18 protein-coding genes and 1 pseudogene are annotated in these 20,425 nt (G+C 61.7%); 10 read left to right on the forward strand and 9 right to left on the reverse strand.

Going from position 1 to position 20,425, the window contains the following annotated elements:
* From pdxR to LC094_RS06065, 3 genes are all read left to right on the forward strand, one after another.
* Window positions 1-1,413 (forward strand): MocR-like pyridoxine biosynthesis transcription factor PdxR, encoded by a 1,413-nt coding sequence (gene pdxR / locus LC094_RS06055; protein ID WP_226550868.1) that lies wholly within the window; start codon window positions 1-3, stop codon window positions 1,411-1,413.
* 148 nt (window positions 1,414-1,561) lie between these two features.
* Window positions 1,562-1,987 carry a MerR family transcriptional regulator gene (locus LC094_RS06060; protein WP_226550869.1) on the forward strand — a complete coding sequence of 142 codons (426 nt, stop codon included), beginning with the start codon at window positions 1,562-1,564 and terminating at the stop codon, window positions 1,985-1,987.
* The gene (locus tag LC094_RS06065) at window positions 1,926-2,345 is read left to right on the forward strand and encodes a carboxymuconolactone decarboxylase family protein (protein WP_226550870.1); all 420 of its coding nucleotides are present in this window, start codon (window positions 1,926-1,928) and stop codon (window positions 2,343-2,345) included. The genes LC094_RS06060 and LC094_RS06065 overlap by 62 nt, the downstream gene beginning before the upstream one ends.
* Before the next feature lie 42 nt (window positions 2,346-2,387).
* Here the strand turns inward: LC094_RS06065 and LC094_RS06070 are convergent, their stop codons facing one another.
* Window positions 2,388-2,948 carry a pyridoxamine 5'-phosphate oxidase family protein gene (locus tag LC094_RS06070; protein ID WP_226550871.1) on the reverse strand — a complete coding sequence of 187 codons (561 nt, stop codon included), beginning with the start codon at window positions 2,946-2,948 and terminating at the stop codon, window positions 2,388-2,390.
* 80 nt (window positions 2,949-3,028) lie between these two features.
* Between LC094_RS06070 and LC094_RS06075 the strand changes: the two genes are divergently transcribed.
* Window positions 3,029-3,697: a TetR/AcrR family transcriptional regulator gene (locus tag LC094_RS06075; protein WP_226550872.1), complete on the forward strand. Its 669-nt coding sequence runs from the start codon at window positions 3,029-3,031 to the stop codon at window positions 3,695-3,697.
* A 295-nt stretch (window positions 3,698-3,992) separates the two neighbouring features.
* Here the strand turns inward: LC094_RS06075 and LC094_RS06080 are convergent, their stop codons facing one another.
* Complete coding sequence (locus LC094_RS06080) at window positions 3,993-5,426, reverse strand: aminotransferase-like domain-containing protein (protein ID WP_226550873.1); 1,434 nt, start codon at window positions 5,424-5,426, stop codon at window positions 3,993-3,995.
* A gap of 36 nt (window positions 5,427-5,462) precedes the next feature.
* Here LC094_RS06080 and LC094_RS06085 point away from each other — a divergent pair, with 36 nt between their 5' ends.
* Window positions 5,463-6,632: an aminotransferase class V-fold PLP-dependent enzyme gene (locus LC094_RS06085; protein WP_226550874.1), complete on the forward strand. Its 1,170-nt coding sequence runs from the start codon at window positions 5,463-5,465 to the stop codon at window positions 6,630-6,632.
* A 13-nt stretch (window positions 6,633-6,645) separates the two neighbouring features.
* On the opposite strand, the pseudogene LC094_RS06090 reads toward LC094_RS06085, so the two are convergent.
* From LC094_RS06090 to choX, 7 genes and pseudogenes are all read right to left on the reverse strand, one after another.
* Window positions 6,646-7,494: pseudogene (locus LC094_RS06090) on the reverse strand (ABC transporter permease); the annotation flags it as partial.
* 5 nt (window positions 7,495-7,499) lie between these two features.
* A complete protein-coding gene (locus LC094_RS06095; RefSeq protein ID WP_226550876.1) occupies window positions 7,500-8,786 on the reverse strand; it encodes an ABC transporter permease in 1,287 nt (428 codons plus the stop codon).
* Between the two features lie 105 nt (window positions 8,787-8,891).
* On the reverse strand, window positions 8,892-9,989 hold the full coding sequence (locus LC094_RS06100; RefSeq protein ID WP_226550877.1) for an extracellular solute-binding protein: 1,098 nt from the start codon (window positions 9,987-9,989) through the stop codon (window positions 8,892-8,894).
* A gap of 67 nt (window positions 9,990-10,056) precedes the next feature.
* A complete protein-coding gene (locus LC094_RS06105; RefSeq protein WP_226550878.1) occupies window positions 10,057-11,154 on the reverse strand; it encodes an ABC transporter ATP-binding protein in 1,098 nt (365 codons plus the stop codon).
* 309 nt (window positions 11,155-11,463) lie between these two features.
* Window positions 11,464-12,486: a choline ABC transporter ATP-binding protein gene (gene choV / locus LC094_RS06110; RefSeq protein ID WP_226550879.1), complete on the reverse strand. Its 1,023-nt coding sequence runs from the start codon at window positions 12,484-12,486 to the stop codon at window positions 11,464-11,466.
* Window positions 12,483-13,316, reverse strand: coding sequence for a choline ABC transporter permease subunit (gene choW / locus LC094_RS06115; protein WP_226550881.1), 834 nt, complete (start codon window positions 13,314-13,316; stop codon window positions 12,483-12,485). Before choW ends, choV begins: the two co-directional genes overlap by 4 nt.
* An 81-nt stretch (window positions 13,317-13,397) precedes the next feature.
* Entirely contained in the window at window positions 13,398-14,327 is a 930-nt protein-coding gene (gene choX / locus LC094_RS06120) for a choline ABC transporter substrate-binding protein (protein WP_226550882.1), read from the reverse strand.
* 81 nt (window positions 14,328-14,408) lie between these two features.
* Between choX and betI the strand changes: the two genes are divergently transcribed.
* The 5 genes from betI (at window position 14,409) to LC094_RS06145 (ending at window position 20,362) form a co-directional block, all read left to right on the forward strand.
* Window positions 14,409-14,996: a transcriptional regulator BetI gene (gene betI, locus LC094_RS06125; protein WP_226550883.1), complete on the forward strand. Its 588-nt coding sequence runs from the start codon at window positions 14,409-14,411 to the stop codon at window positions 14,994-14,996.
* A 23-nt stretch (window positions 14,997-15,019) separates the two neighbouring features.
* The gene (gene betC / locus LC094_RS06130) at window positions 15,020-16,534 is read left to right on the forward strand and encodes a choline-sulfatase (RefSeq protein ID WP_226550884.1); all 1,515 of its coding nucleotides are present in this window, start codon (window positions 15,020-15,022) and stop codon (window positions 16,532-16,534) included.
* 23 nt (window positions 16,535-16,557) lie between these two features.
* A complete protein-coding gene (betB, locus tag LC094_RS06135; RefSeq protein ID WP_226550885.1) occupies window positions 16,558-18,021 on the forward strand; it encodes a betaine-aldehyde dehydrogenase in 1,464 nt (487 codons plus the stop codon).
* Between the two features lie 12 nt (window positions 18,022-18,033).
* A complete protein-coding gene (betA, locus tag LC094_RS06140; RefSeq protein WP_226550886.1) occupies window positions 18,034-19,683 on the forward strand; it encodes a choline dehydrogenase in 1,650 nt (549 codons plus the stop codon).
* A gap of 142 nt (window positions 19,684-19,825) precedes the next feature.
* On the forward strand, window positions 19,826-20,362 hold the full coding sequence (locus tag LC094_RS06145) for a flavin reductase (protein ID WP_226550887.1): 537 nt from the start codon (window positions 19,826-19,828) through the stop codon (window positions 20,360-20,362).
* Window positions 20,363-20,425: the final 63 nt, after the last annotated feature.

The raw sequence follows: 20,425 nt of genomic DNA on the forward strand, positions 1-20,425 counted from the left end.
ATGCGCGAGCCTCTTGCCCTCGATATTGAGCTTGGCCGCGATGGCCCGCTTTTCCTCGCGATTGCCGAGGCCATCACCCTCGACATCACCCGTGGGCGTTTGAGGCCCGGTGCGCGGCTGCCCGGCACACGGGCGCTGGCGCAAGAGCTTGGCGTACATCGCAACACGGTCGATGCCGCCTACCAAGAGCTGCTGATGCAGGGGTGGTTGGAGGCGAGGCCCGCGCGGGGCACCTTCGTGGCGCAGGATTTGCCGCAAGGCGGGCTGGTGCGCCGCAGCGCGCCGGAGCCCGTCGCGCCGGAGACGCCGCCTCCCGCGCTGGCCTTCACCGATGGCGCGCCCGACCCGAAACTTGTCCCGGACAAAGCATTGGCACGGGCCTTTCGCCGTGCGCTCTTGTCGCCGGGGTTCCGCGCCGGGGCGGATTATGGCGACGCGCGCGGCACCTCTGTGTTGCGACAGGCCCTCGCAGGCTATCTCGCCTCCGACCGGGGCGTCGTGGCGGACCCGTCCAGCATGATCATCACGCGCGGCAGCCAGATGGCCCTGTTTCTCGCGGCGCGGGCGGCGCTGTCGCCGGGCGACGTCATCGCGGTCGAAGACCCGGGCTATCCGCTCGCTTGGGAGGCGTTTGGCGCGGCGGGGGCGGTGGTGCGGGGCGTGCCGGTGGATGGCGGGGGGCTCAGGATCGACGCGCTGGAGGCGGCGCTGGCCCGCGATCCGCGCATCCGGGCCGTCTATGTGACGCCGCATCACCAATATCCGACCACGGTGACCATGGGCGCGGCGCGGCGATTGCAGCTTTTGGAGCTGGCGCAGCGTCACGGGATCACGCTGATCGAGGACGATTACGACCACGAGTACCGCTTTGAGGGCCGCCCGGTGTTGCCGCTGGCGGCCCGCGCGCCGGAAGACCTGCCGTTGATCTACGTCGGATCGCTGTCAAAGCTGCTCTCGCCGGGCATTCGTCTGGGCTATGCTTTGGCGTCCGGGCCTGTGTTGCGGCGGATGGCGGAGGCGCGGGCGGCCATCGACCGGCAAGGCGACGCGCCTCTGGAGGCGGCGCTGGCGGAGTTGATCGTTGATGGCGATCTTGGCCGCCATGCCCGCAAGGCGCGGCGGATCTACCGGGCGCGGCGGGATTTTCTGGCGGAGCTTTTGCGGGTGCAACTGGCCGGGCGTGCCCGTTTTGAGCTGCCCGCCGGGGGGCTTGCGCTTTGGCTGCGCTGCGACGGTGTGGCGGCAGATCTCTGGGCCGAACGCGCGGGGCAGGCGGGGTTGGCGCTTTTGCCGGGCAAACGTTTTGCTCTGGAGGGCGCGGAGCCGCAGGCTTTTCGTCTGGGCTATGCGGCGTTGGACGAGGAGCGGATCGCCCGCGCGGTCGAGATTTTGGCCAAAAGCTGGCCGGCATAACCGGGCGGGGCGGCGGCACGGGTTGCCACACCGGGTGCCACGCCGGACGCCTGATTTTGTCTTGAATTCTCACCTCAATTTTTCCGCCTTGACTTAGAGCGCGCTCAAACCCCTAGAGTCGGGAGCGTCTTGATGAGAAGCAGGTGCAATGCAAATCGGTGAACTGGCGAAACGCAGCGGGCTGTCGGCCCATACGATCCGCTATTACGAGCGTATCGGGCTTTTGCCCTATGCGGATCGCGATGCGGGCGGGCGGCGCGACTATGATGAGGCGATCCTCGTCTGGATCGCGTTTCTCGACCGGCTGAAAACCACCGGGATGCCCATCCGCGAGATGTTGCAATATGCCAAACTGCGTGCGGCCGGGGATCACACCGGGCCTGCGCGGCGGCGCATTCTTGAGGCGCATCGCGACCGGGTGCGCGCCCATGTGCGCGATTTGCAGGCCAGTCTTCTCGTCCTCGACACCAAGATCGACACCTATGTCGAAACGGAAAAAAGGACGCATTCCCATGACGATACAGAACATTCCTTCGACGAACAGCAGACTCGAGCGCGGCCAGCGCGCCCTTGAGGCCATTGACGGGCGGGCCGGGCAAAACGTGATTGATGCCTTGGCCGATATTGCGCCGGATTTTGCCACCTATCTGTTCGAATTTCCTTTCGGGGACATCTACTGCCGCCCCGGCCTGTCGCTGCGGGATCGCGAGATCGCCACAATCGCGGCGCTTGCCGCCATGGGCACGGCACAACCGCAGCTGAAGGTGCATGTCGAGGCCGGGCTGAATGTGGGGCTGACGCAGGAGGAAATCACCGAGGTTCTGATGCAGATGGCGGTCTATGCGGGGTTTCCCGCCGCGCTGAACGGGCTTTTCGCCGCCAAGGAGGTCTTTGCCGCGCGGGCGCAGGAGGCGGTGGAGGCCCGGACATGAGGCTGACCCGACAGGTTGACCCAACGGCGGCTTGTGCCCGGCCTAAGTGGGTATCATGCGCGGGATGCGGGCCTGGCAATTGCCATAGGCCTGTTCGACCGACACCAGGACCGCCGCCTGAGCGGTCGGCCAGGTGGAGCGGATGTCCTCGTTTGCGTCGATGATCTGCGCAATGCCATTGATGCGGGCGCGGCGGCGGCGGTCGAAGTCCATGAACAACATGCCGATATGCGGGTTCACCTGAATATTGCCGAGACTGTTGTAAAGCCCGTTTCCGGAGAAATCGGGGAACACAAGCGATCCGGTGTCGATCACCCGCAAGGCAGGCAGCGGCGCTCCGGTGTCATCATGCTCGCGGCCGCGAAAACTGCAATCGCAATGCCCCTCGGCGTCGGAGGTGGCGATGAAGAAAAAGGGCAGGGCTTCGACGAATCGTGCCAGCCCGGTGGAGAGGATGGGGCGCATCATGGCGGTCAGGCTGTGATCGTTCCAGTGATAGTCGCTTGGAAAGCGCTGTCTCATCTCAAGTTCGCCGGGATGTCCCAGCGGCGTGTCGGGGGCGACGGCTGACGCGTCAGAGCCTTTGCTGTCGGGCTGTGTCATATGTCTCGCTTTCTCACTTGATCAATCACAATAGGACGACATAAATACGACCGACCGGTCGTTTGTAAATGAGGAAACACATGGCAAAGACATCTCGCAGAGAGATCATCGCTTCCGCGCGCGATTTGATGCGGGAAAAGGGATACGCGGGCATGTCCATGAAGGATGTCGCTCTCAGTGTCGGCCTGTCGAAAAGCAGCCTGTATAGCCACTTTGGCAGCAAGGAAGACTTGGTTCCCGAGGTCCTCGATTTGACCTTCGGTGAGATCATCGAGGGGCTTGAGGCCACCGGCGACTGGCGTGCAGATTATGAAGCGGCGTTGGATCGGCTGAGTTCCGTGCTGATCCGCAACCGGCGCTGTCTCGGGCTGCATTTGGCTTACGGGCTGAGTGAAGACGAGTCCGACGTCCGAGAGGCGGTGAGCAGTTTCTTTCTCGATCTTAGGGAATTCCTGCGCGATCTGTTGATGCAGGGGCTGGATGTGACGCTTGCCGAGCCACTGGCCCTCGACACGCTGACCGCAGTGGAGGGCGCGACGCTTTGGCTGGCGCTCTACGGCAATGCCGAGCCGATGGAGCGCGTCCGGCGGGCGCTTTTGGCGCGGGCCGACGGTTTGCTCGGGCCGGAGCCCGACGAACAGGCCAAAGCTCTGTTGACCCAGATGCTGGGGGACTGGCGCGCGGCAACTGCGGTGGAAAGGCGCCTCGCAGACCGCGTGATCGCGGCGCAAAGCGATCTTTTGACCTGATCGCACCACAGCGCACCAAAGCGCCTCACAAGGACACCCCTCTGCAACGCCTCCGATTTTCAGAGAAACCGCGTCGAGGTCATGCAGGCGATGATGAGGGAGCATCCCTTTGCGACGATCGTGTCCACCGCGCCCGAGGACTTCGTCACCCGGCCGTTGAGAGGCTTTGTCGGGTTTGAGATCACCCTCCAAGAGCTAGAGGGCCTGTGGAAAGTCAGTCAGAACAAAATGCTGCCGGATCGGATGGGGGGCAGGCGCGGGCGATGGATCGCACAGGATCTCAATGAGCGCCGCTTCAGGGGCGCGGGCCGAGATGCGCGGCCAAAAGGGACAGTCCCTGTTGCAACCGGCGCCGGTCGGGCGGCGCGCCGAGGCAGAGGCGCACACCTTCGGGGATCGGTTGCCCCTCGCCATGCGGGGCCGCGAATTGGCGCAGCGGTGCGACGATGACGCCCGCCTCGAACAGGGTGGAGACCAGCGTGCTGCTGCGTTGTCCGGGCGGCAGGTGCACCAGCGCATGCATGCTCTGCGGCGCGGTCTGGACCCGGTAAGCCCCAAGCTCCGTTGTGAAAATCCTTTGCCTTTTGGCGATGTCCTTGCGTTTCGCGGCGGTGATCTGTGCATAGGCGCCACTGTCGATCAGGGCGCCGATCACCGAGGCCATGAGCGGCACGGCGGTCCAGATCGTGCCGCTTTGCGCCTGTTCTATGCGCTTCTCAAGGCCTGCCGGGAACACCAGATGCGCAATGCGCAGCCCCGGCGCCCAGCTTTTCGAATAGGGCCGCAGGTAGAACACGCGCTCGGGCATCAGGGCGGCCAAGCTCACGGGCGGATCGGGCAGCAGAAAGCCATAGGCGTCGTCTTCGATCACCCAAAGATCATGCCGCTGGATGACCTCGGTCAGTGCGCGGCGGCGCGCTTCGGGCATCGTGACAGAGGTCGGGTTTTGCAGGTTCGGCATGGTAAACAATAGCTTGACCGGCGTGTCGCGACAGAGCGCGTCGAGCGCATCGGGACGGATGCCGTCCGTATCAGAGGCCACCTCGACGACATTCAAATGCAGAAGTGCGCAGGCCTGTCGGATCACCGGATAGCTCAGCGCCTCGATGGCGATGACATCGCCGGGGCGGCAGGTGGCGGCGAGGCTGAGAAACAGCCCGTGCTGCCCTCCGGCGCAAACCACCAGCCGTGCCGGATCGACGCTTGGCATCTGCTCCGAGGCGCTGAGCCAGCCTGCAATCCGGGCGCGGTCCTCAGGGTCGCCGAACGTGTCGCGATAGCCCAAAACATCGGTGCCACGGGCCAACACATCCTGAAGCGCGCTTTGGAACAGCTCGTCCTGTTCCGGCAGCAGAAAGTGGTTGAGCCGCAGGTCGACCATTTCAGAAGAGGCGCCGCGCACCACGAATTCGCCCGCCCGCACATCACTTTGCCGCCGCACGAAGGTGCCGCGCCCGACCTCGCCGATGGTCAGCCCCATGGCGTCCAACTCGGCAAAGACCCGCGTCGCCGTGCCCAGAGACAGCCCGTGCTCCCAGGCCAATTGCCGATGCGTCGGCAGGCGCGCGCCGGGCTGCAACCGTCCGGCGTGGATGTCATCGGCGATCCGGGCGACGATCTTGTGATATTTGGCGCGCATGAGGTTGGGGGCGTAGTGGGACGTGGTTTCGAGAATATTGTCCCATATACAATGCTGTGCTTGCGGGATCGGATGCAAGACAATTACCACATTGTCTCAAATGACATCCCTCACGTGAGACCCATCATGACCCAGCTCGCCGCCCAGCTTAGCCCCCAACGTGCCCTCTTCGATATTCCCGATGAGATCGCCTATTTCAACGCCGCCTATAACGCGCCGCTGCTGGTGGAGGCGGAAGTGGCGCTGCATCAGGGCGTGCGGGGCAAGTGCTATCCCTGGACTCGGGTGCCTGCGGATTTCTTTGAGGATGCGGAACGCTTTCGCACGTTGGCGGCGCGGGCTTTTGGCGGGGTGGCGGAGAATTATGCGCTGATCCCTTCGGCCAGCTATGGCACCTCGACCGTGGGGCGGATTTTTGAGACGCGGCTGGGGGCAGAGGACGAAATCGTGGTGATCGAAGAGGCCTTTCCGTCGAATTTCCTGCCGTGGCAGCGGCTTGCGCGCGAGACTGGGGCCAGGCTTGTGACTGCGCCCTGGCCAGAGGCGGAGGGCGATTGGACCGAGCAGGTGCTGTCCAAGATCACGCCCAGAACCGCGCTGGTCGCGGTGCCGAATTGTCATTGGAGCAATGGTGCGGTGCTGGATCTCATCGCGATTTCCGAGGCCACGCACGCGGTGGGGGCAGCCTTGGTGGTGGAGGTGACGCAATCCTTGGGCGCAATGCCGCTCGATCTGGCGCGGGTGCAGCCGGATTTTATGATCGCCTCGGGCTATAAATGGCTGTTGTTTCCCTATGGGTTGAGCCTGTTTTACGCCGCCCCCAAGTGGCACGACGCGCGGCCTTTGGAGGAAAGCTGGCTCAACCGGGCGGGGGCGGAGGTGTTTGAAAAACTGTCTGACTATGCCGAGGCCTATCAACCCGGCGCGCGGCGGTTCGATATGGGGCAAAAGAGCATGCCGACGCTTTTGCCCGGCGCTTTGGTGGCGCTACGGCAGATCGGCGATTGGGGTGTTGAAAACATCGCGGCGCGGCTTCAGGCGATCAATGATCGGCTGGCCGAGGGGCTGATCGAGATCGGCTTGACCCCCGTGCCGAAATCCCAACGCAGCCCGCATATTTTGGGCGTGGCCGCCGGGGATGATTTGCCAGACGGCCTGATCCCGGCGCTGGCCGAGCGACAAGTCTATGTCAGCCGTCGCGGCAATGCGTTGCGGATTGCGCCGTATCTGCACGTGACGGAGGCCGATGAAGCGCGGCTTTTGGGGGCTTTGTCCGCGTGTTTGGGGCGGGGATAATCCCCCGCGCCATTTATCGTGTGATCCCGCGCAGCCGCTCAGAACGGCGACGGAGAAGCTCGACGGTGGTCAAAAGCGCAATGGAGATCACCACAAGGATGGTCGCCACGGCGAGGATCGTCGGGCTGATTTGCTCGCGCAAGCCGATGAACATTTGCCACGGCAGGGTTTTTTGACTGGCCGAGCCGACAAAGAGGATGACGATCACCTCATCGAAAGAGGTGATAAAGGCAAAGAGCGCGCCGGAGATCACGCCGGGCAGAATGAGCGGCATTTGCACCCGGAAAAACGTGGTCACCGGATCGGCGCCCATATTGGCGGCGGCGCGGGTCAGCGAATTGTCAAAGCCCACGAGCGTGGCGGTGACCGTGATGATCACGAAGGGGATGCCAAGCGCGGCATGGGCCAGAACGACGCCTGTATAGGTGCCCTGCAAGCCGATGCGGCTGAAAAAGAAATACATGCCGGCGGCGGAGATGATCAGCGGGACGATCATGGGCGAGATCAACAGCGCCATGATCGCCCGGCGAAACGGCACATGCGGCTGGCTGAGGCCGATGGCCGCGAGCGTGCCGAGACCGACAGACAAAAGCGTCGCCAAGGGCGCGATCTTGAGCGAGTTCCACAGCGCATGCTGCCAATCGCTGTTGCTGAAGAAATCGCGGTAGTGCTTGAGCGAATAGCCCTCGGGATCGAGGCGCAGCATCTCCGGCGTGAAGGTGAAGAAATCCTGCGCATTGAAGCTGAGCGGGATGACGACGACGATCGGCGCAATCAAGAAGAAAAAGATCAGCCCGCAAAGCACACGGAAACTGTAGTACCAGATGCGCTGACCGGTGGTGGCGTAGGATGGCAAACTCATGGCAATTACCCCAGCTTCACGTTGTCGATGCCGACAAATTTGTCATAGGCCCAGTAGAACACGAGAACGACCGCGAGGAGGATGCCGCCAAGCGCGGCCGCCAAGCCCCAGTTGAGCGAGGTCGAAATGTGAAAGGCGATGCGGTTCGAGATGAAGGTCCCGGTGGTGCCGCCGACCAAAGCGGGCGTGATGTAATAGCCGATGGCGAGGATGAACACGAGGATCGAGCCCGCGCCGATGCCCGGCACCGTTTGCGGGAAATAGACCCGCCAAAACGCCGTCCAATCGGTCGCGCCAAGGCTTTTGGCGGCGCGTAGATAGGAGGGGTTGATGGACTGCATCACGGAATACATCGGCAGGATCATGAAGGGCAAAAGGATATGCGTCATGGCGATGATCGTGCCCAATTGGTTGTTGATCATCACAAGCCGCGCGTCATCGGACACAAGCCCGATCCAGACAAGGATGTCGTTGATCACGCCTTGCTGTTGCAGCAGGATTTTCCACGCCGAAGTGCGCACCAAAAGAGAGGTCCAGAAGGGCAAAAGGACGAGGATCATCAAGAGGTTGGAGGTCCGCATCGGCAGGTTGGCCAAAAGCCAGGCGACCGGATAGCCCAAAGCGATACAGCTCAAGGTGATCGCCAAAGACATCATCAGGGTGCGGCCGAAGAGTTTGAGGTAGATGCGTTCGTTTTCGGGACGCATTTCGGGGCCGTCGGCGCCGAGCTGCATGTCGACAGCGGCGAGATAATAGCCGGAGGTCATGGCGGGCGAATAGGTCTGGATCGTGCGCCAAACGTCGATGTCGCCCCAGTCATCGTCGATGTCGAGGAATTTCTCTTTAAAGGGCCCGTCGGTGTTCAAATCCCAGCGCTGCACTTGGCGCCCGGATTTGCGGAACAGCGACGACATGCCCGGATTTTCGTAATTGAGGCGCGAGCCAAGCTTGGTGTGGGTCTTTTCCTCGGCGGCGATCTGGATGTCTGCGGCGAGAGCGGCAAAGACGGCCTCATCGGGCGGGGTGTCACCGCCCGCGTCCCAATCGGCAAGTGCGACCACTGTGCGCGGCAGGGTCTCGGAGACGATGCCATTCTCGACCGAGCGGTAGAGCATATCCGCCACCGGCAAAATGAAGGTCACCATGATGAAAATCAGAAGCGGCGCGATCAGCATCAGCGCCCGCAGTTTCTGGCGGCGGAGCGCCCGCGCAAGGCTGCGGCGCAGCGGTGTGCCATCTGCTGCCAGAACCGGGCCGTTTTGGGGGCTGTCGTCTGTGGTCGTGTCGCTCATGATCCGTCCATCGTGTGTGAGGCGTATTGGGGGCGTATTTGGGGGCAAAGGGGCAGGGCGCCCCTTTGCTTTTTTATTTCATGTTCAGGTGTTTAGCCTAAACACTTACTGTGCCAGCCAAGCTTGGAACTTGGCTTCGGCGTCGTCTTGGTTGTCGGCCCACCAGTCGAGGTTGTTCACGAGGAAGCGCTGAGCGTTCTCCGGGTTGGTCGGCATATGCGGCGCCATTTCGATGCCCAGTTCGGCGTGTTTGCCAACGAGCGGCTGGGACGATGCGCGCGCCGGGCCGTAGGAGATGTATTTCGCCTGATCCGCCAGACGCTGCGTGTCGGTGGCGTATTTCACGAACTCCATGACAGCGGCTTCGCGCTCTTCGGTCAGGCCAGCCGGGATCACCCAACCGTCGAAGTCGAAGACCTGATAGTCCCAAAGCATGGCGACCGGCTGATGCTGTTCTTCGATCACGGAGAAGAGGCGGCCATTATAAGTCGACCCGATCACGACCTCGCCGTCGGCCAGAAGTTGCGGGGTTTCCGCACCTGCGGACCACCAGACGACCTCGTCCTTGATGGTGTCGAGCTTGGCCAGCGCGCGTTCGACGCCGCCGTCTTCGTCGAGCACGTCATAGAGATCGTCCTGTGCCACGCCGTCACAGAGCAGAGCCCATTCGAGGTTCTTCTTCGGGCTTCTTTGCAGTGCACGTTTGCCGGGGAAGGTCTCCAGATCGAAGACGGCACAAAGCTCTTCGGGTTTGCTGTCGCCCCAGGCCTCGACATCGGTGCGATAGCCAAAGGTGGTGGAGAAGACGATCTGCGGGATGAAGCAGTCGCTGATCAAAGAGGGGCCGAAATCGTCGGTCGGCGCGGAGCCATCGTCGCCCGCGGCCAGCACCTCATCGACATCGACCTCAATCGCGAGGCCTTCGTCACAGAGGCGCACGGCGTCCGGGCCTTCGACGTCGACGAGATCCCAGGTCACATTGCCCGCCTCATCCATGGCGCGCAGTTTCGCCACGGCCTCGCCGGAGCTTTCGTCCCAGATCGCGTTGAAGTCGGGATTCATCTCTGTGTAGGGCTCTGTGTAGGCCTTTTGCTGGCTGGTCTGATAGGCGCCGCCCCAGGACACGATGGTCATGTCTTCGGCAACGGCCGGCAGGGTGAGTGCGGTCGCGGACAGGGCGGCAGCAAGGGTTGTCAGTTTCATGTAACTCTCCAAGTTGGTGGTTTTGTTTTATGAACCCCGCCTTTCTGGCGGGTGTTTATGGCCACGCTCAGGCGTCCAGCGCGCGGCAATCCTCGGGCATCCAGCCGATGTTGACCGTCTCACCCGGTTTCAAACGGATTTGATCCGGCGCGTTGCGGCATTTCATGATGAAATCGTCCCGCCCCGCGACCCGCAGTCGGGTGCGGAACACATCGCCCATGTAGATGAATTCCAAAACCTCGGCCTTGAGCAGATGCGCGCCCTCTTGAAACCGCTCGGAGCGGTATTCGACGCGCTCGGGGCGGATCGAGACTTTGGTGCGATCGCCCACCTGTTTGACGTTCACAGGCCTGCAATCGATCAGGCTGCCATCGTCGAGCTGGACCACGGCTGTGTCGTTGTTCAGTTCCTTCACCGTGCCTTCCAAGGAATTGTTTTCGCCGATGAATTGCGCGACGAAGCTGTTTTTCGGCTCTTCATAAAGCGTGTCCGGCGGATCGAGTTGCTGGATGCGTCCATCGTTAAAAACGGCAACCCGGTCGGACATGGTCAAAGCCTCGGTCTGGTCGTGGGTGACGTAGACCGTGGTGATGCCCAGCTCATGCGCCAGACGGGTGATCTCGAATTGCATGTGCTCGCGCAGCTGCTTATCGAGCGCGCCCAGAGGTTCGTCCATCAGAACGAGTTCCGGCTCAAACACCAGCGCGCGCGCCAGTGCGATCCGCTGTTGCTGACCGCCCGAGAGCTGCGCCGGGCGGCGGTTGGCGAAATCGCCCATCTGCACCATATCGAGCGCGCGTTTGACCTTGGCCTCGCGGTCCGATTTGCCGAGCTTTCGCACTTCGAGCGGGAAGGCGAGGTTTTCGGCCACCGTCATATGCGGGAAAAGCGCGTAGTTCTGAAACACCATGCCGATGCCGCGTTTGTGCGGCGGGATGTTGTTGATGCCTTGGCCGTCCAAAAGGATGTCGCCATGGGTGGCGGTCTCGAAGCCCGCGAGCATCATCAGGCAGGTGGTCTTGCCGGAACCGGACGGCCCGAGCATGGTCAGAAATTCGCCCTTGCCAATCGAGAGGTTGAGGTCTTTGACGACAAGTGTTTGTCCGTCATAACTTTTTTGCACCTTGTCGAACACGACAAAGTCGTCTGAGCCTTGATCAAGCACAGTGTTTATTTTCCTGTTTTTGGCCTCTGCATCTTTGCGACGTCTGGGCCGTCCCCGTTGTTCTTTAAGAAAAGCAGCCCTCGCGAGAATGTCTACCGCGCGCTTTTATGATTTGGGCCACCCAGTCGGGGTTGGTTGATTTTTGATCATACTTGCGTGTTTTCACGCCGCTGTCCAAAGAAAATTTTGATCATCCTTTCCGAAAGATACAAAAAACCTCTTGGAAACGTAGCAAAATTGTTTGCGCAAGCACTGCCGCAGATGCGGGTCGAGGCCCCTCGCGGATTTGATCCCCGCGAGGGGTGTGGTTCAGGTCGATTTCTTCGCCAATTCCTTGAGCAAAGAGGCGCGCGAGGCCTGTCCAATCAGCACCCCGTCTCGCATCACGCCCAGAGGGGTGTCGAGCTCCGCCAGACGCGCCATGAGGTCGATCACCGGCACGGAGGCCTCGATGGTTTCGACGTGATCGCCCTTGGCCTCTTCCATCACATCGCCCGCCGTCAGAACGCCCAAGGGGTTCATATGGTTGACGAATTCTTCGACGTAATCGTCGGCGGGGTTCTCGAAGATGTCTTTGGGCGTGCCGCATTGCACGATGCGACCACCTTTCATGATCGCGATCCGGTCGCCCAGTTTGAACGCCTCATCGAGATCGTGGCTGACGAAAATGATCGTGCGTTTGAGCTTGCGTTGCAGCTCCAGCAATTCGTCCTGCAAGTGGTTGCGGATCAGCGGATCAAGCGCGGAGAAGGGCTCGTCCATCAAAAGGATCGGCGCATCGGCGGCAAAGGCGCGGGCGAGGCCCACACGTTGCTGCATACCGCCCGACAGCTCGGAGACCTTGTTCTCGGCCCAGTCGGTCAGGTTCACGAGGCTCAGCTGCGCATCGACCTTTTTCGCGCGCACATCCGGTGGCACATGGGCCAGCTCAAGGCCAAGCCCCACGTTCTCGCGCACCGTGCGCCAGGGCAGGAGGCCGAATTGTTGGAACACCATGGCGACCCGGCTTTGACGCAGGGCACGCAGGCCTTTGGCGTCGGCGTGGGTCACGCTGGCCATGCCGTTGCCGTCGCTGATCTTCACCTCGCCACGCACCACCGGGTTAAGCCCGTTGACCGCGCGCAAAAGCGTGGATTTGCCCGACCCCGAGAGGCCCATGAGGACGAGGATTTCGCCTTCCTGAACCTCGAGCGAACAGTTGTGCACGCCCAAAACCTGGCCGGTTTTCTCCTGAACCTCGGAGCGTTCCTTGCCCTGATCCATGAGGGGCAGGGCGGTCTCAGGTTTGTTTCCGAAGACGATGGAAACATTGTCAAAAATCACAGCGGTCATTTGCGTTCAATCCTCAGGACACGGTCCAGCATGATGGCCAGCACGACGATGACAAAGCCACTTTCAAAGCCCAAAGCGGTGTTCACCTGATTGAGCGCGCGCACCACCGGCACGCCGAGGCCATCGGCCCCCACGAGGGCGGCGACCACGACCATGGAGAGAGACAGCATGATGGTCTGGTTGAGGCCGGCCATGATCTGCGGCAGGGCAAAGGGCAGCTCGACCTTCCAGAGGAGTTGTCGCGAGGTGCCGCCAAAGGCCTGGACAGCTTCCAAGAGCGCTGGCGGGGTGGAGCTGATGCCGAGATGCGTCAGACGGATCGGCGCGGGCAGCACGAAGACCACGGTGGCCAAAAGGCCCGGCACCATGCCGATGCCAAAGAACACGATGGCGGGGATCAGATAGACGAAGGTCGGTAGCGTTTGCATCAGATCGAGGATCGGGCGCAGCACGCGGTAAAATCCGGGACGTCGCGCGGCATAAATGCCAATGGGCACGCCAATCGCCATACAGACGACACAGGAGGCGACGACGAGGGTGAGGCTTTCGGTGGCCTCTTCCCAATAGTCTTGGTTGAGGATGAACAGAAACCCGAGGGCGACGAGCAGACAGGCTTTCCAATTGCGTTGCACCGCCCATGTGCCCGCCACAAAAACGGCGATGACCACCAGCGGCGGCGGGGTTTGCAGCACCCAAAGGACGGCCTCGATCATCCATTCGAGCGCAGCAGACAGCGCGTCGAAGAACCAGCCTCCGTGGTGTTGCATCCAGTCGAAATAGTCGGATGCGACCTCTCCGACCGGGATTTTATACTCTGTGATCCAGCTCATTGCGTTTCCGATCTTCAGGGGTGTTAGCGGTAGGTCTCAAAACGAAAGGCCCGAGGGTGTGCGCCCCCGGGCCATGTTTGATCAGAGACCGAAAGCCGCTTTCACAGCCGGAAGACCCGGCTCGCCCGCCGTGGTGGTCACACCTTCGAGCCAGGGGTCGAGGATCTCGGGATGGGCCGTCACATAGGCTTTCACCGCATCATCGGCGGATTCGCCATCGTTGAGGATCGCGCCCATGATTTCGCTTTCCATCTCGACGGTGAAGTCGAGGTTGGTCAGGAGCGTGCCGACGTTCGGGCATTCCTCAGAGAACCCTGCGCGGGTCAGCGTGTTCACGACGCCCACGCCGCCAAAGAACTCTTCGCCGCCGGTGAGGTATTTCAGATCGAAGTTGACGTTCATCGGATGCGGCGCCCAGCCGAGGAAGACCACGTCTTCGCCCTTGTCATAAGCACGGCGCACCTGGCTCAGCATGCCTTGCTCGGAGCTTTCCTTGACGTCGAACTCACCCAGACCGTGGGTGTTCGCCTCGGTCAGGCCGATCAGGTAGTCGTTGCCTTCATTGCCCGGCTCGATGCCGTAAATGGTTTCGTCCAGCTCATCGGCGAATTTGGCGATGTCGGCGAAATCATGCAGGCCTTTCTCATAGGTATAGGCGGGCACGGCGAGGGTGTAGACGGTGCCTTGCAGGTTCTCGTGCACGGCGACGATGCTGCCGTCGTCGAGGTAGGGCTGCACGGCGCCAGCCTGTGCGGGCATCCAGTTGCCGAGGAAAATATCGGTGTCGCCGCCAGAGAGCGAGGCAAAGGTCACCGGCACGGAAAGCACGGAGATGTCCACGTCATAGCCCAGCGGTTCGAGGATCTGTTTGGCGATGGAGGTGGTGGTGGTGATGTCGGTCCAGCCCACATCGGAAAAGGATACGGCGTCGCAGGGTGTTTCGGCAGTGGCCGCAAGTGCGCTGAATTGGGTGGCTGCAAGAATGGTCGCGAGAGCGGTTGTTCTGAGCATCTGAGGTGGTCCCTGTTTTATTTTGATTGATGAGTTAATCAAAACGTGTTGAGTCTGGTTTGACAACAGAAAGAGAGAGCGATGCCCAAAGTAGGAATGGAACCGATCCGCACGACGGCCCTGATCGAAGCGGTGATCGCGGAGATCGGACAGACCGGCTCCATGGAGGTGACCGTCAGCCAGATTGCGAAAAGGGCGGGCATGTCGAGCGCCTTGGCGCATCACTATTTCGGTAGCAAAACCAATATGTTCATTGCCGCAATGCGTCACATTCTGACGAAATACGGCGAAGAGATTCGGCAAGATCTCAAGGGCAAAACCGATCCGAGAGCGCGCATCGAGACGATCATTCGCAGCAGTTTTTCCGACATGAATATGCAGCCGGATACGGTTGGCGCATGGCTTAATTTTTACGTTTATGCCCAAAGATCAGGCGAGGTTTCGCGCCTTCTCAGGGTCTATCACCGGCGGTTGCGGTCGAATCTTCTGGCTGAATTGCGGCAGGTGATTCCCGCTCAGGCCCCGATGGTGGCCGAAGGCATCGCGGCGCTGATCGACGGCGCCTACATCCGTTTCGTGCTTTGCGACGAACGCGACCGACCGGAGCACCCGGAAGCCATCGTGCTCGACTATCTCAACCTGCACCTTCCGAAAGAGCAGGGCATCTGACACATGTCTGACGGGAGCCTCACATGACTGCACAAACCCCCAATATCCTCATCCTCATGGTCGACCAGTTGAACGGCACGTTGTTTCCCGACGGGCCGGCCGAGTGGCTCCATGCCCCCAATCTCAAGCGCCTGGCCGCGCGCTCGACGCGGTTCGCCAACAGCTACACCGGCTCGCCTCTGTGCGCGCCGGGGCGGGCGAGTTTCATGTCCGGTCAGTTGCCCTCGCGCACGCGCGTCTATGACAATGCCGCCGAATTTGCCTCCGACATCCCGACCTACGCGCATCACCTGCGCCGCGCGGGCTATCAGACCTGCCTGTCGGGCAAGATGCATTTCGTCGGCCCCGATCAGCTCCATGGGTTCGAGGAACGCCTGACCACCGACATCTATCCCGCCGATTTCGGCTGGACCCCGGACTACCGCAAACCCGGCGAGCGCATCGACTGGTGGTATCACAACATGGGCTCGGTGACCGGCGCAGGCGTGGCCGAGATTTCCAACCAGATGGAATATGACGACGAGGTCGCCTATCACGCCACGCGCAAAATTCAGGACCTGTCGCGCGGTAAGGATGACCGCCCGTGGTGCCTGACGGTGAGCTTCACCCATCCGCATGACCCCTATGTGACGCGTCAAAAATATTGGGACCTTTACGAGGATTGCGAGCATCTGTTGCCCGAAGTTCCGGCGATGGGTTATGAGGACCACGATCCGCATTCGAAACGCATTTTCGACGCCAACGACTGGCGCAATTTCGACATCACGGACGAGGACATCCGCAAATCGCGTCGGGCGTATTTTGCCAATATCTCCTATCTCGATGACAAGATCGGTGGCATCCTCGACACGCTGGAGGCGACGCGGCAAGAGGCGGTGATCCTCTTTGTCTCCGACCATGGCGATATGCTGGGCGAGCGGGGGCTGTGGTTCAAAATGAACTTCTACGAGGGCTCCGCGCGGGTGCCTTTGATGATCGCCTCTCCCGATCTTGCGCCGGGTCTGATCGAGACGCCGGTGTCGACCATCGACGTCACGCCGACGCTCTGCGACATTGCGGGCGTGTCGATGGCGGATGTCATGCCTTGGACCGATGGCGAAAGCCTCATTCCGCTGGCCAAAGGCGAGGCCCGCACCGCCCTCGTCGCCATGGAATATGCCGCCGAGGCCTCTTACGCGCCGCTCGTCGCTTTGCGGGACGGGGATTACAAATTCACCCGCTGTGCTTTGGACCCCGAGCAGCTTTTCGATCTGGCAAATGACCCGCACGAACTGACCAATCTCGCAGACGACCCGGCCCATGCCGACACGCTCGCACGATTGCAAGCCATGGCGGATGCGCGCTGGGACTTGGACCTGTTCGATGCGCAGGTCCGCGAAAGCCAGGCCCGGCGCTGGATCGTCTATGAGGCGCTGCGCAACGGCGATTATTTCCCCTGGGATTACCAGCCGCTGCAAAAAGCCTCCGAGCGCTACATGCGCAACCACATGGATTTGAATGTCGTCGAAGACATCGCGCGTTTCCCGCGTGGCGAATGACTTTGACCCGAAGGACTTAAGTGATGACAACCTCCCCCCTCCAGCAACCCAAAGCGAGCCATTTCATCCATGGCCGCTATGTCGAAGACAGTGACGGCGCGGCGCTCAATTCCACCTATCCGGCCACGGGCGAGGTGATTGCCGAGCTTTATTCCGCGACGCCCGCCATCGTGGATCAGGCCCTCGCCGCAGCAGACGCCGCGCGTGCCGGGTGGGCCGCGATGACCGGCTCCGAACGCGGCCGCATCCTGCGCCGCGCCGCCGAGATCATTCGTGCGCGCAATCATGAGCTGTCTGTCATGGAGACCTATGATACCGGCAAACCTTTGCAGGAGACCCTGGTGGCCGACGCCGCCTCCGGCGCCGATTGCCTTGAGTATTTCGGCTCGATCGCGGCGGGTCTGACGGGCGAACACATCCAATTGGGCGCGGATTTCGCCTATACGATCCGCGAACCTTTGGGCGTTTGCGTGGGGCTGGGCGCGTGGAACTACCCGACGCAGATCGCCTGTTGGAAAGCCGCGCCGGCGCTCGCCTGCGGCAATACGATGGTGTTCAAACCCTCGGAGGTCACGCCTCTGGGCGCGTTGAAACTGGCGGAAATCCTCTCTGAGGCCGGTTTGCCGGACGGCGTGTTCAACGTGGTGCAGGGCTATGGCGACGTGGGCGCTGCGCTGGTCGAGGACAACCGCGTGGCGAAAGTCTCGCTCACCGGCTCCGTGCCAACAGGGCGCAAGGTCTACGCGGCGGCGGCGGCAGGCATGAAGCATGTCACCATGGAATTGGGCGGCAAATCGCCCCTGATTATTTTCGACGACGCCAGCATCGAGGACGCGATTTCGGCCGCGATCAACGGCAATTTCTACTCCTCCGGCCAGATCTGTTCCAACGGCACGCGGGTTTTCGTGCAAAAGGGCATCCTGCCGCATTTCCTCGCCCGTCTGAAAACCCGCACCGAGCGTGCGGTGATCGGCGATCCGATGGATGAGGAGACGAATTTCGGGCCTATGGTGTCGCAAACCCAACTCGACATCACGCTGCGCTATATCGAGAAGGGGATTGAGGAGGGCGCGACCCTGATCACAGGCGGCAAGGCACATGAGATGGGCGGATTGTACATCGAACCCACGGTGTTCTCCGACGTCACCGACGACATGGCCATCGCCCGCGAAGAGATTTTCGGCCCGGTGATGTCCGTTCTGCCGTTCGACACTGAAGAAGAGGTCATGGCGCGCGCCAATGACACCGAATTCGGGCTGGCGGCGGGCGTGTTCACCTCCGACCTGACCCGCGCGCATCGGGTGGTGAAAGGCTTTGAGGCGGGGACCTGCTGGATCAACACCTATAACCTGACGCCCATCGAGATGCCCTTTGGTGGCGTCAAAGCCTCCGGCGTCGGGCGCGAAAATGCCCATGCCGCCATCGAGCATTATTCCGAAGTTAAATCCGTCTATGTCGGCCTCTCTCCGGTCGAATCCGCCTTCTGAGAGGACCACGTTATGGAAGCAGATTTTGTCATCATTGGCGCGGGCAGCGCAGGCTCGGCCATGACCTATCGTCTGGCGGAAAGCGGCGCCTCGGTTCTGGTCATCGAACATGGCGGCACGGATGCGGGGCCCCTCATTCAGATGCCCGCCGCGCTGTCCTATCCGATGAACATGAAGCGCTACGATTGGGGCTATCAATCCGAGCCTGAGCCGCATTTGGGCGGGCGTCGCCTCGCTACGCCGCGCGGCAAGGTGATCGGCGGCTCGTCCTCGATCAACGGCATGGTTTACGTGCGCGGCCATGCGCGCGATTTCGACACCTGGGCGGAGATGGGCGCGGAGGGCTGGGCCTATAAAGATGTGCTGCCCTATTACAAACGCATGGAGACCTGGCATGACGGCGGTCATGGCGGCGATCCGAGCTGGCGTGGCACCGATGGGCCTTTGCATGTGACGCGTGGTCCTCGCGACAACCCGCTGTTTCAGGCCTTTGTCGATGCGGGCGCGCAGGCGGGCTATGAGGTCACCGGCGATTACAACGGCGAGAAACAAGAGGGCTTTGGCCCGATGGAGCAAACGGTCTGGAAAGGCCGTCGCTGGTCCGCCGCCAATGCCTATCTGAAACCAGCGTTGAAACGCGAAAATTGCGATCTGGTGCAGGGGCTTGTGGAGCGGATCGAGATCGAAGAGGGTCGCGCCACCGGCGTGCGTCTGGTCGATGGTCGGGTGATCAAGGCCCGGCGCGAGGTGGTCCTGTCGGCGGGTTCGATCAATTCGCCGAAAATCCTTTTGCAGTCGGGGGTTGGCCCCGCCGATGAGCTGGCCGCATTGGGCATCGAGGTCAAAGCCGACCGCCGTGGCGTGGGCAAGAACCTTCAGGATCACCTAGAGCTTTACCTGCAAATGGCGGCCTCGAAACCGATCACGCTCTACAAACACTGGAACCTGTTGTCCAAAGCGCTGATCGGCGCGCAATGGCTGTTTACGAAACAGGGGTTGGGCGCGTCGAACCAATTCGAAAGTGCGGCCTTCATCCGCTCGAAAGCCGGTGTGGAATACCCTGATATTCAATATCATTTTCTGCCCATCGCCGTGCGTTACGACGGTCAGGCAGCGGCCGAAGGTCACGGGTTTCAGGCCCATGTCGGCCCGATGCGCTCGCCCTCGCGCGGCGAGGTCACGCTCCGCTCGAAAGACCCGCGTGAGGCGCCGAAAATCCTGTTTAACTACATGTCGCAGGAGAAGGATTGGGAGGATTTCCGGACCTGCATCCGCCTGACGCGTGAAATTTTCGGCCAAGACGCCTTCAAACCCTACGTCAAACACGAAATCCAACCGGGCGCTGCGATCCAAAGCGACGACGAGCTGAACGGCTTCATCAAGGAACACGTTGAAAGCGCCTATCACCCCTGTGGCACCTGTCGCATGGGGCGTGCGGACGATCCGATGGCGGTCGTGGACCCGGAAAACCGGGTGATTGGGGTCGAAGGGCTGCGCCTTGCCGACAGTTCGATCTTTCCGCAGATCACCAACGGCAACCTCAACGCGCCCTCGATCATGTCGGGCGAAAAGGCGTCGGATCACATTCTGGGCAAAACGCCTCTGCCGGCCTCGAACGCCGAGCCTTGGATCAATCCGCGATGGGAGAGGGCACAGCGATAGGTCTAGACCTCTTTGCGCGGGCCTCAGTCGCGGTTGACACTCCTCCTCTATGCTGGTTGAGCCAGTTCCAACGCCTTTCGGGCGGCGTTAGGACTGGCCGCCCCCGGCGGGACGGCATATATGGGGGCAAAAGGAGTTGGGCATGGCGGACGCGAAGAGTTCAAAACCAGATCAGGAAACGACCTCGGCGACTCTCCCGCATGTCTCGCGCGAGGCCTTTCGCGATGGCATGGCGCATCTGGCCGGGGCGGTGAACATCGTGACCACCGACGGGCCTGCGGGCCGGGCGGGGTTCACCGCGACGGCAGTTTGTTCCGTGACCGACATGCCGCCGACGCTTTTGGTCTGTGTGAACCTGTCCAGCTCGGTCGCTCCGGCTTTTCTGGAAAACACCGCGCTCTGCGTGAACACCGTGGGGCCCGATCTGGCCGAACTGGCGATGGCCTTTGGCGGCAAACTTCCGGTGGACGAACGCTTTGTCGACGAGGACTGGAGTGCGGATGTCACGGGCGCGCCCTGCCTCAAAGGGGCGGCTGTGTCCTTCGACTGCCATGTGACGGCGCGTCAGGAGATCGGCACCCATGCGGTGCTGTTCTGCGAGGTGCTGAGCGTGAAACGCGCCGACAGCCCGAGTGCCTCCGTCTATTACGCCCGCAAATTCCACGCGCTGGAAAGCTGAGCGCGTCTCAGCTGCCTGACCGCAAAGAGGCTTGGCATCTGAGGGGGGCAATGTTATCCGACG

This window comes from Celeribacter naphthalenivorans, from assembly GCF_020524585.1.
Classification (GTDB): domain Bacteria; phylum Pseudomonadota; class Alphaproteobacteria; order Rhodobacterales; family Rhodobacteraceae; genus Celeribacter; species Celeribacter naphthalenivorans.

Bases quoted from the DNA above. Each gene is read 5' to 3' on its own strand.
- pdxR (WP_226550868.1), top strand. From the start codon at position 1: ATGCGCGAGCCTCTTGCCCTCGATATTGAGCTTGGCCGCGATGGCCCG.
- LC094_RS06060 (WP_226550869.1), top strand. From the start codon at position 1,562: ATGCAAATCGGTGAACTGGCGAAACGCAGCGGGCTGTCGGCCCATACG.
- LC094_RS06065 (WP_226550870.1), top strand. From the start codon at position 1,926: ATGACGATACAGAACATTCCTTCGACGAACAGCAGACTCGAGCGCGGC.
- LC094_RS06070 (WP_226550871.1), bottom strand. From the start codon at position 2,948: ATGACACAGCCCGACAGCAAAGGCTCTGACGCGTCAGCCGTCGCCCCC.
- LC094_RS06075 (WP_226550872.1), top strand. From the start codon at position 3,029: ATGGCAAAGACATCTCGCAGAGAGATCATCGCTTCCGCGCGCGATTTG.
- LC094_RS06085 (WP_226550874.1), top strand. From the start codon at position 5,463: ATGACCCAGCTCGCCGCCCAGCTTAGCCCCCAACGTGCCCTCTTCGAT.
- LC094_RS06095 (WP_226550876.1), bottom strand. From the start codon at position 8,786: ATGAGCGACACGACCACAGACGACAGCCCCCAAAACGGCCCGGTTCTG.
- LC094_RS06100 (WP_226550877.1), bottom strand. From the start codon at position 9,989: ATGAAACTGACAACCCTTGCTGCCGCCCTGTCCGCGACCGCACTCACC.
- choV (WP_226550879.1), bottom strand. From the start codon at position 12,486: ATGACCGCTGTGATTTTTGACAATGTTTCCATCGTCTTCGGAAACAAA.
- choW (WP_226550881.1), bottom strand. From the start codon at position 13,316: ATGAGCTGGATCACAGAGTATAAAATCCCGGTCGGAGAGGTCGCATCC.
- choX (WP_226550882.1), bottom strand. From the start codon at position 14,327: ATGCTCAGAACAACCGCTCTCGCGACCATTCTTGCAGCCACCCAATTC.
- betI (WP_226550883.1), top strand. From the start codon at position 14,409: ATGCCCAAAGTAGGAATGGAACCGATCCGCACGACGGCCCTGATCGAA.
- betC (WP_226550884.1), top strand. From the start codon at position 15,020: ATGACTGCACAAACCCCCAATATCCTCATCCTCATGGTCGACCAGTTG.
- betB (WP_226550885.1), top strand. From the start codon at position 16,558: ATGACAACCTCCCCCCTCCAGCAACCCAAAGCGAGCCATTTCATCCAT.
- betA (WP_226550886.1), top strand. From the start codon at position 18,034: ATGGAAGCAGATTTTGTCATCATTGGCGCGGGCAGCGCAGGCTCGGCC.
- LC094_RS06145 (WP_226550887.1), top strand. From the start codon at position 19,826: ATGGCGGACGCGAAGAGTTCAAAACCAGATCAGGAAACGACCTCGGCG.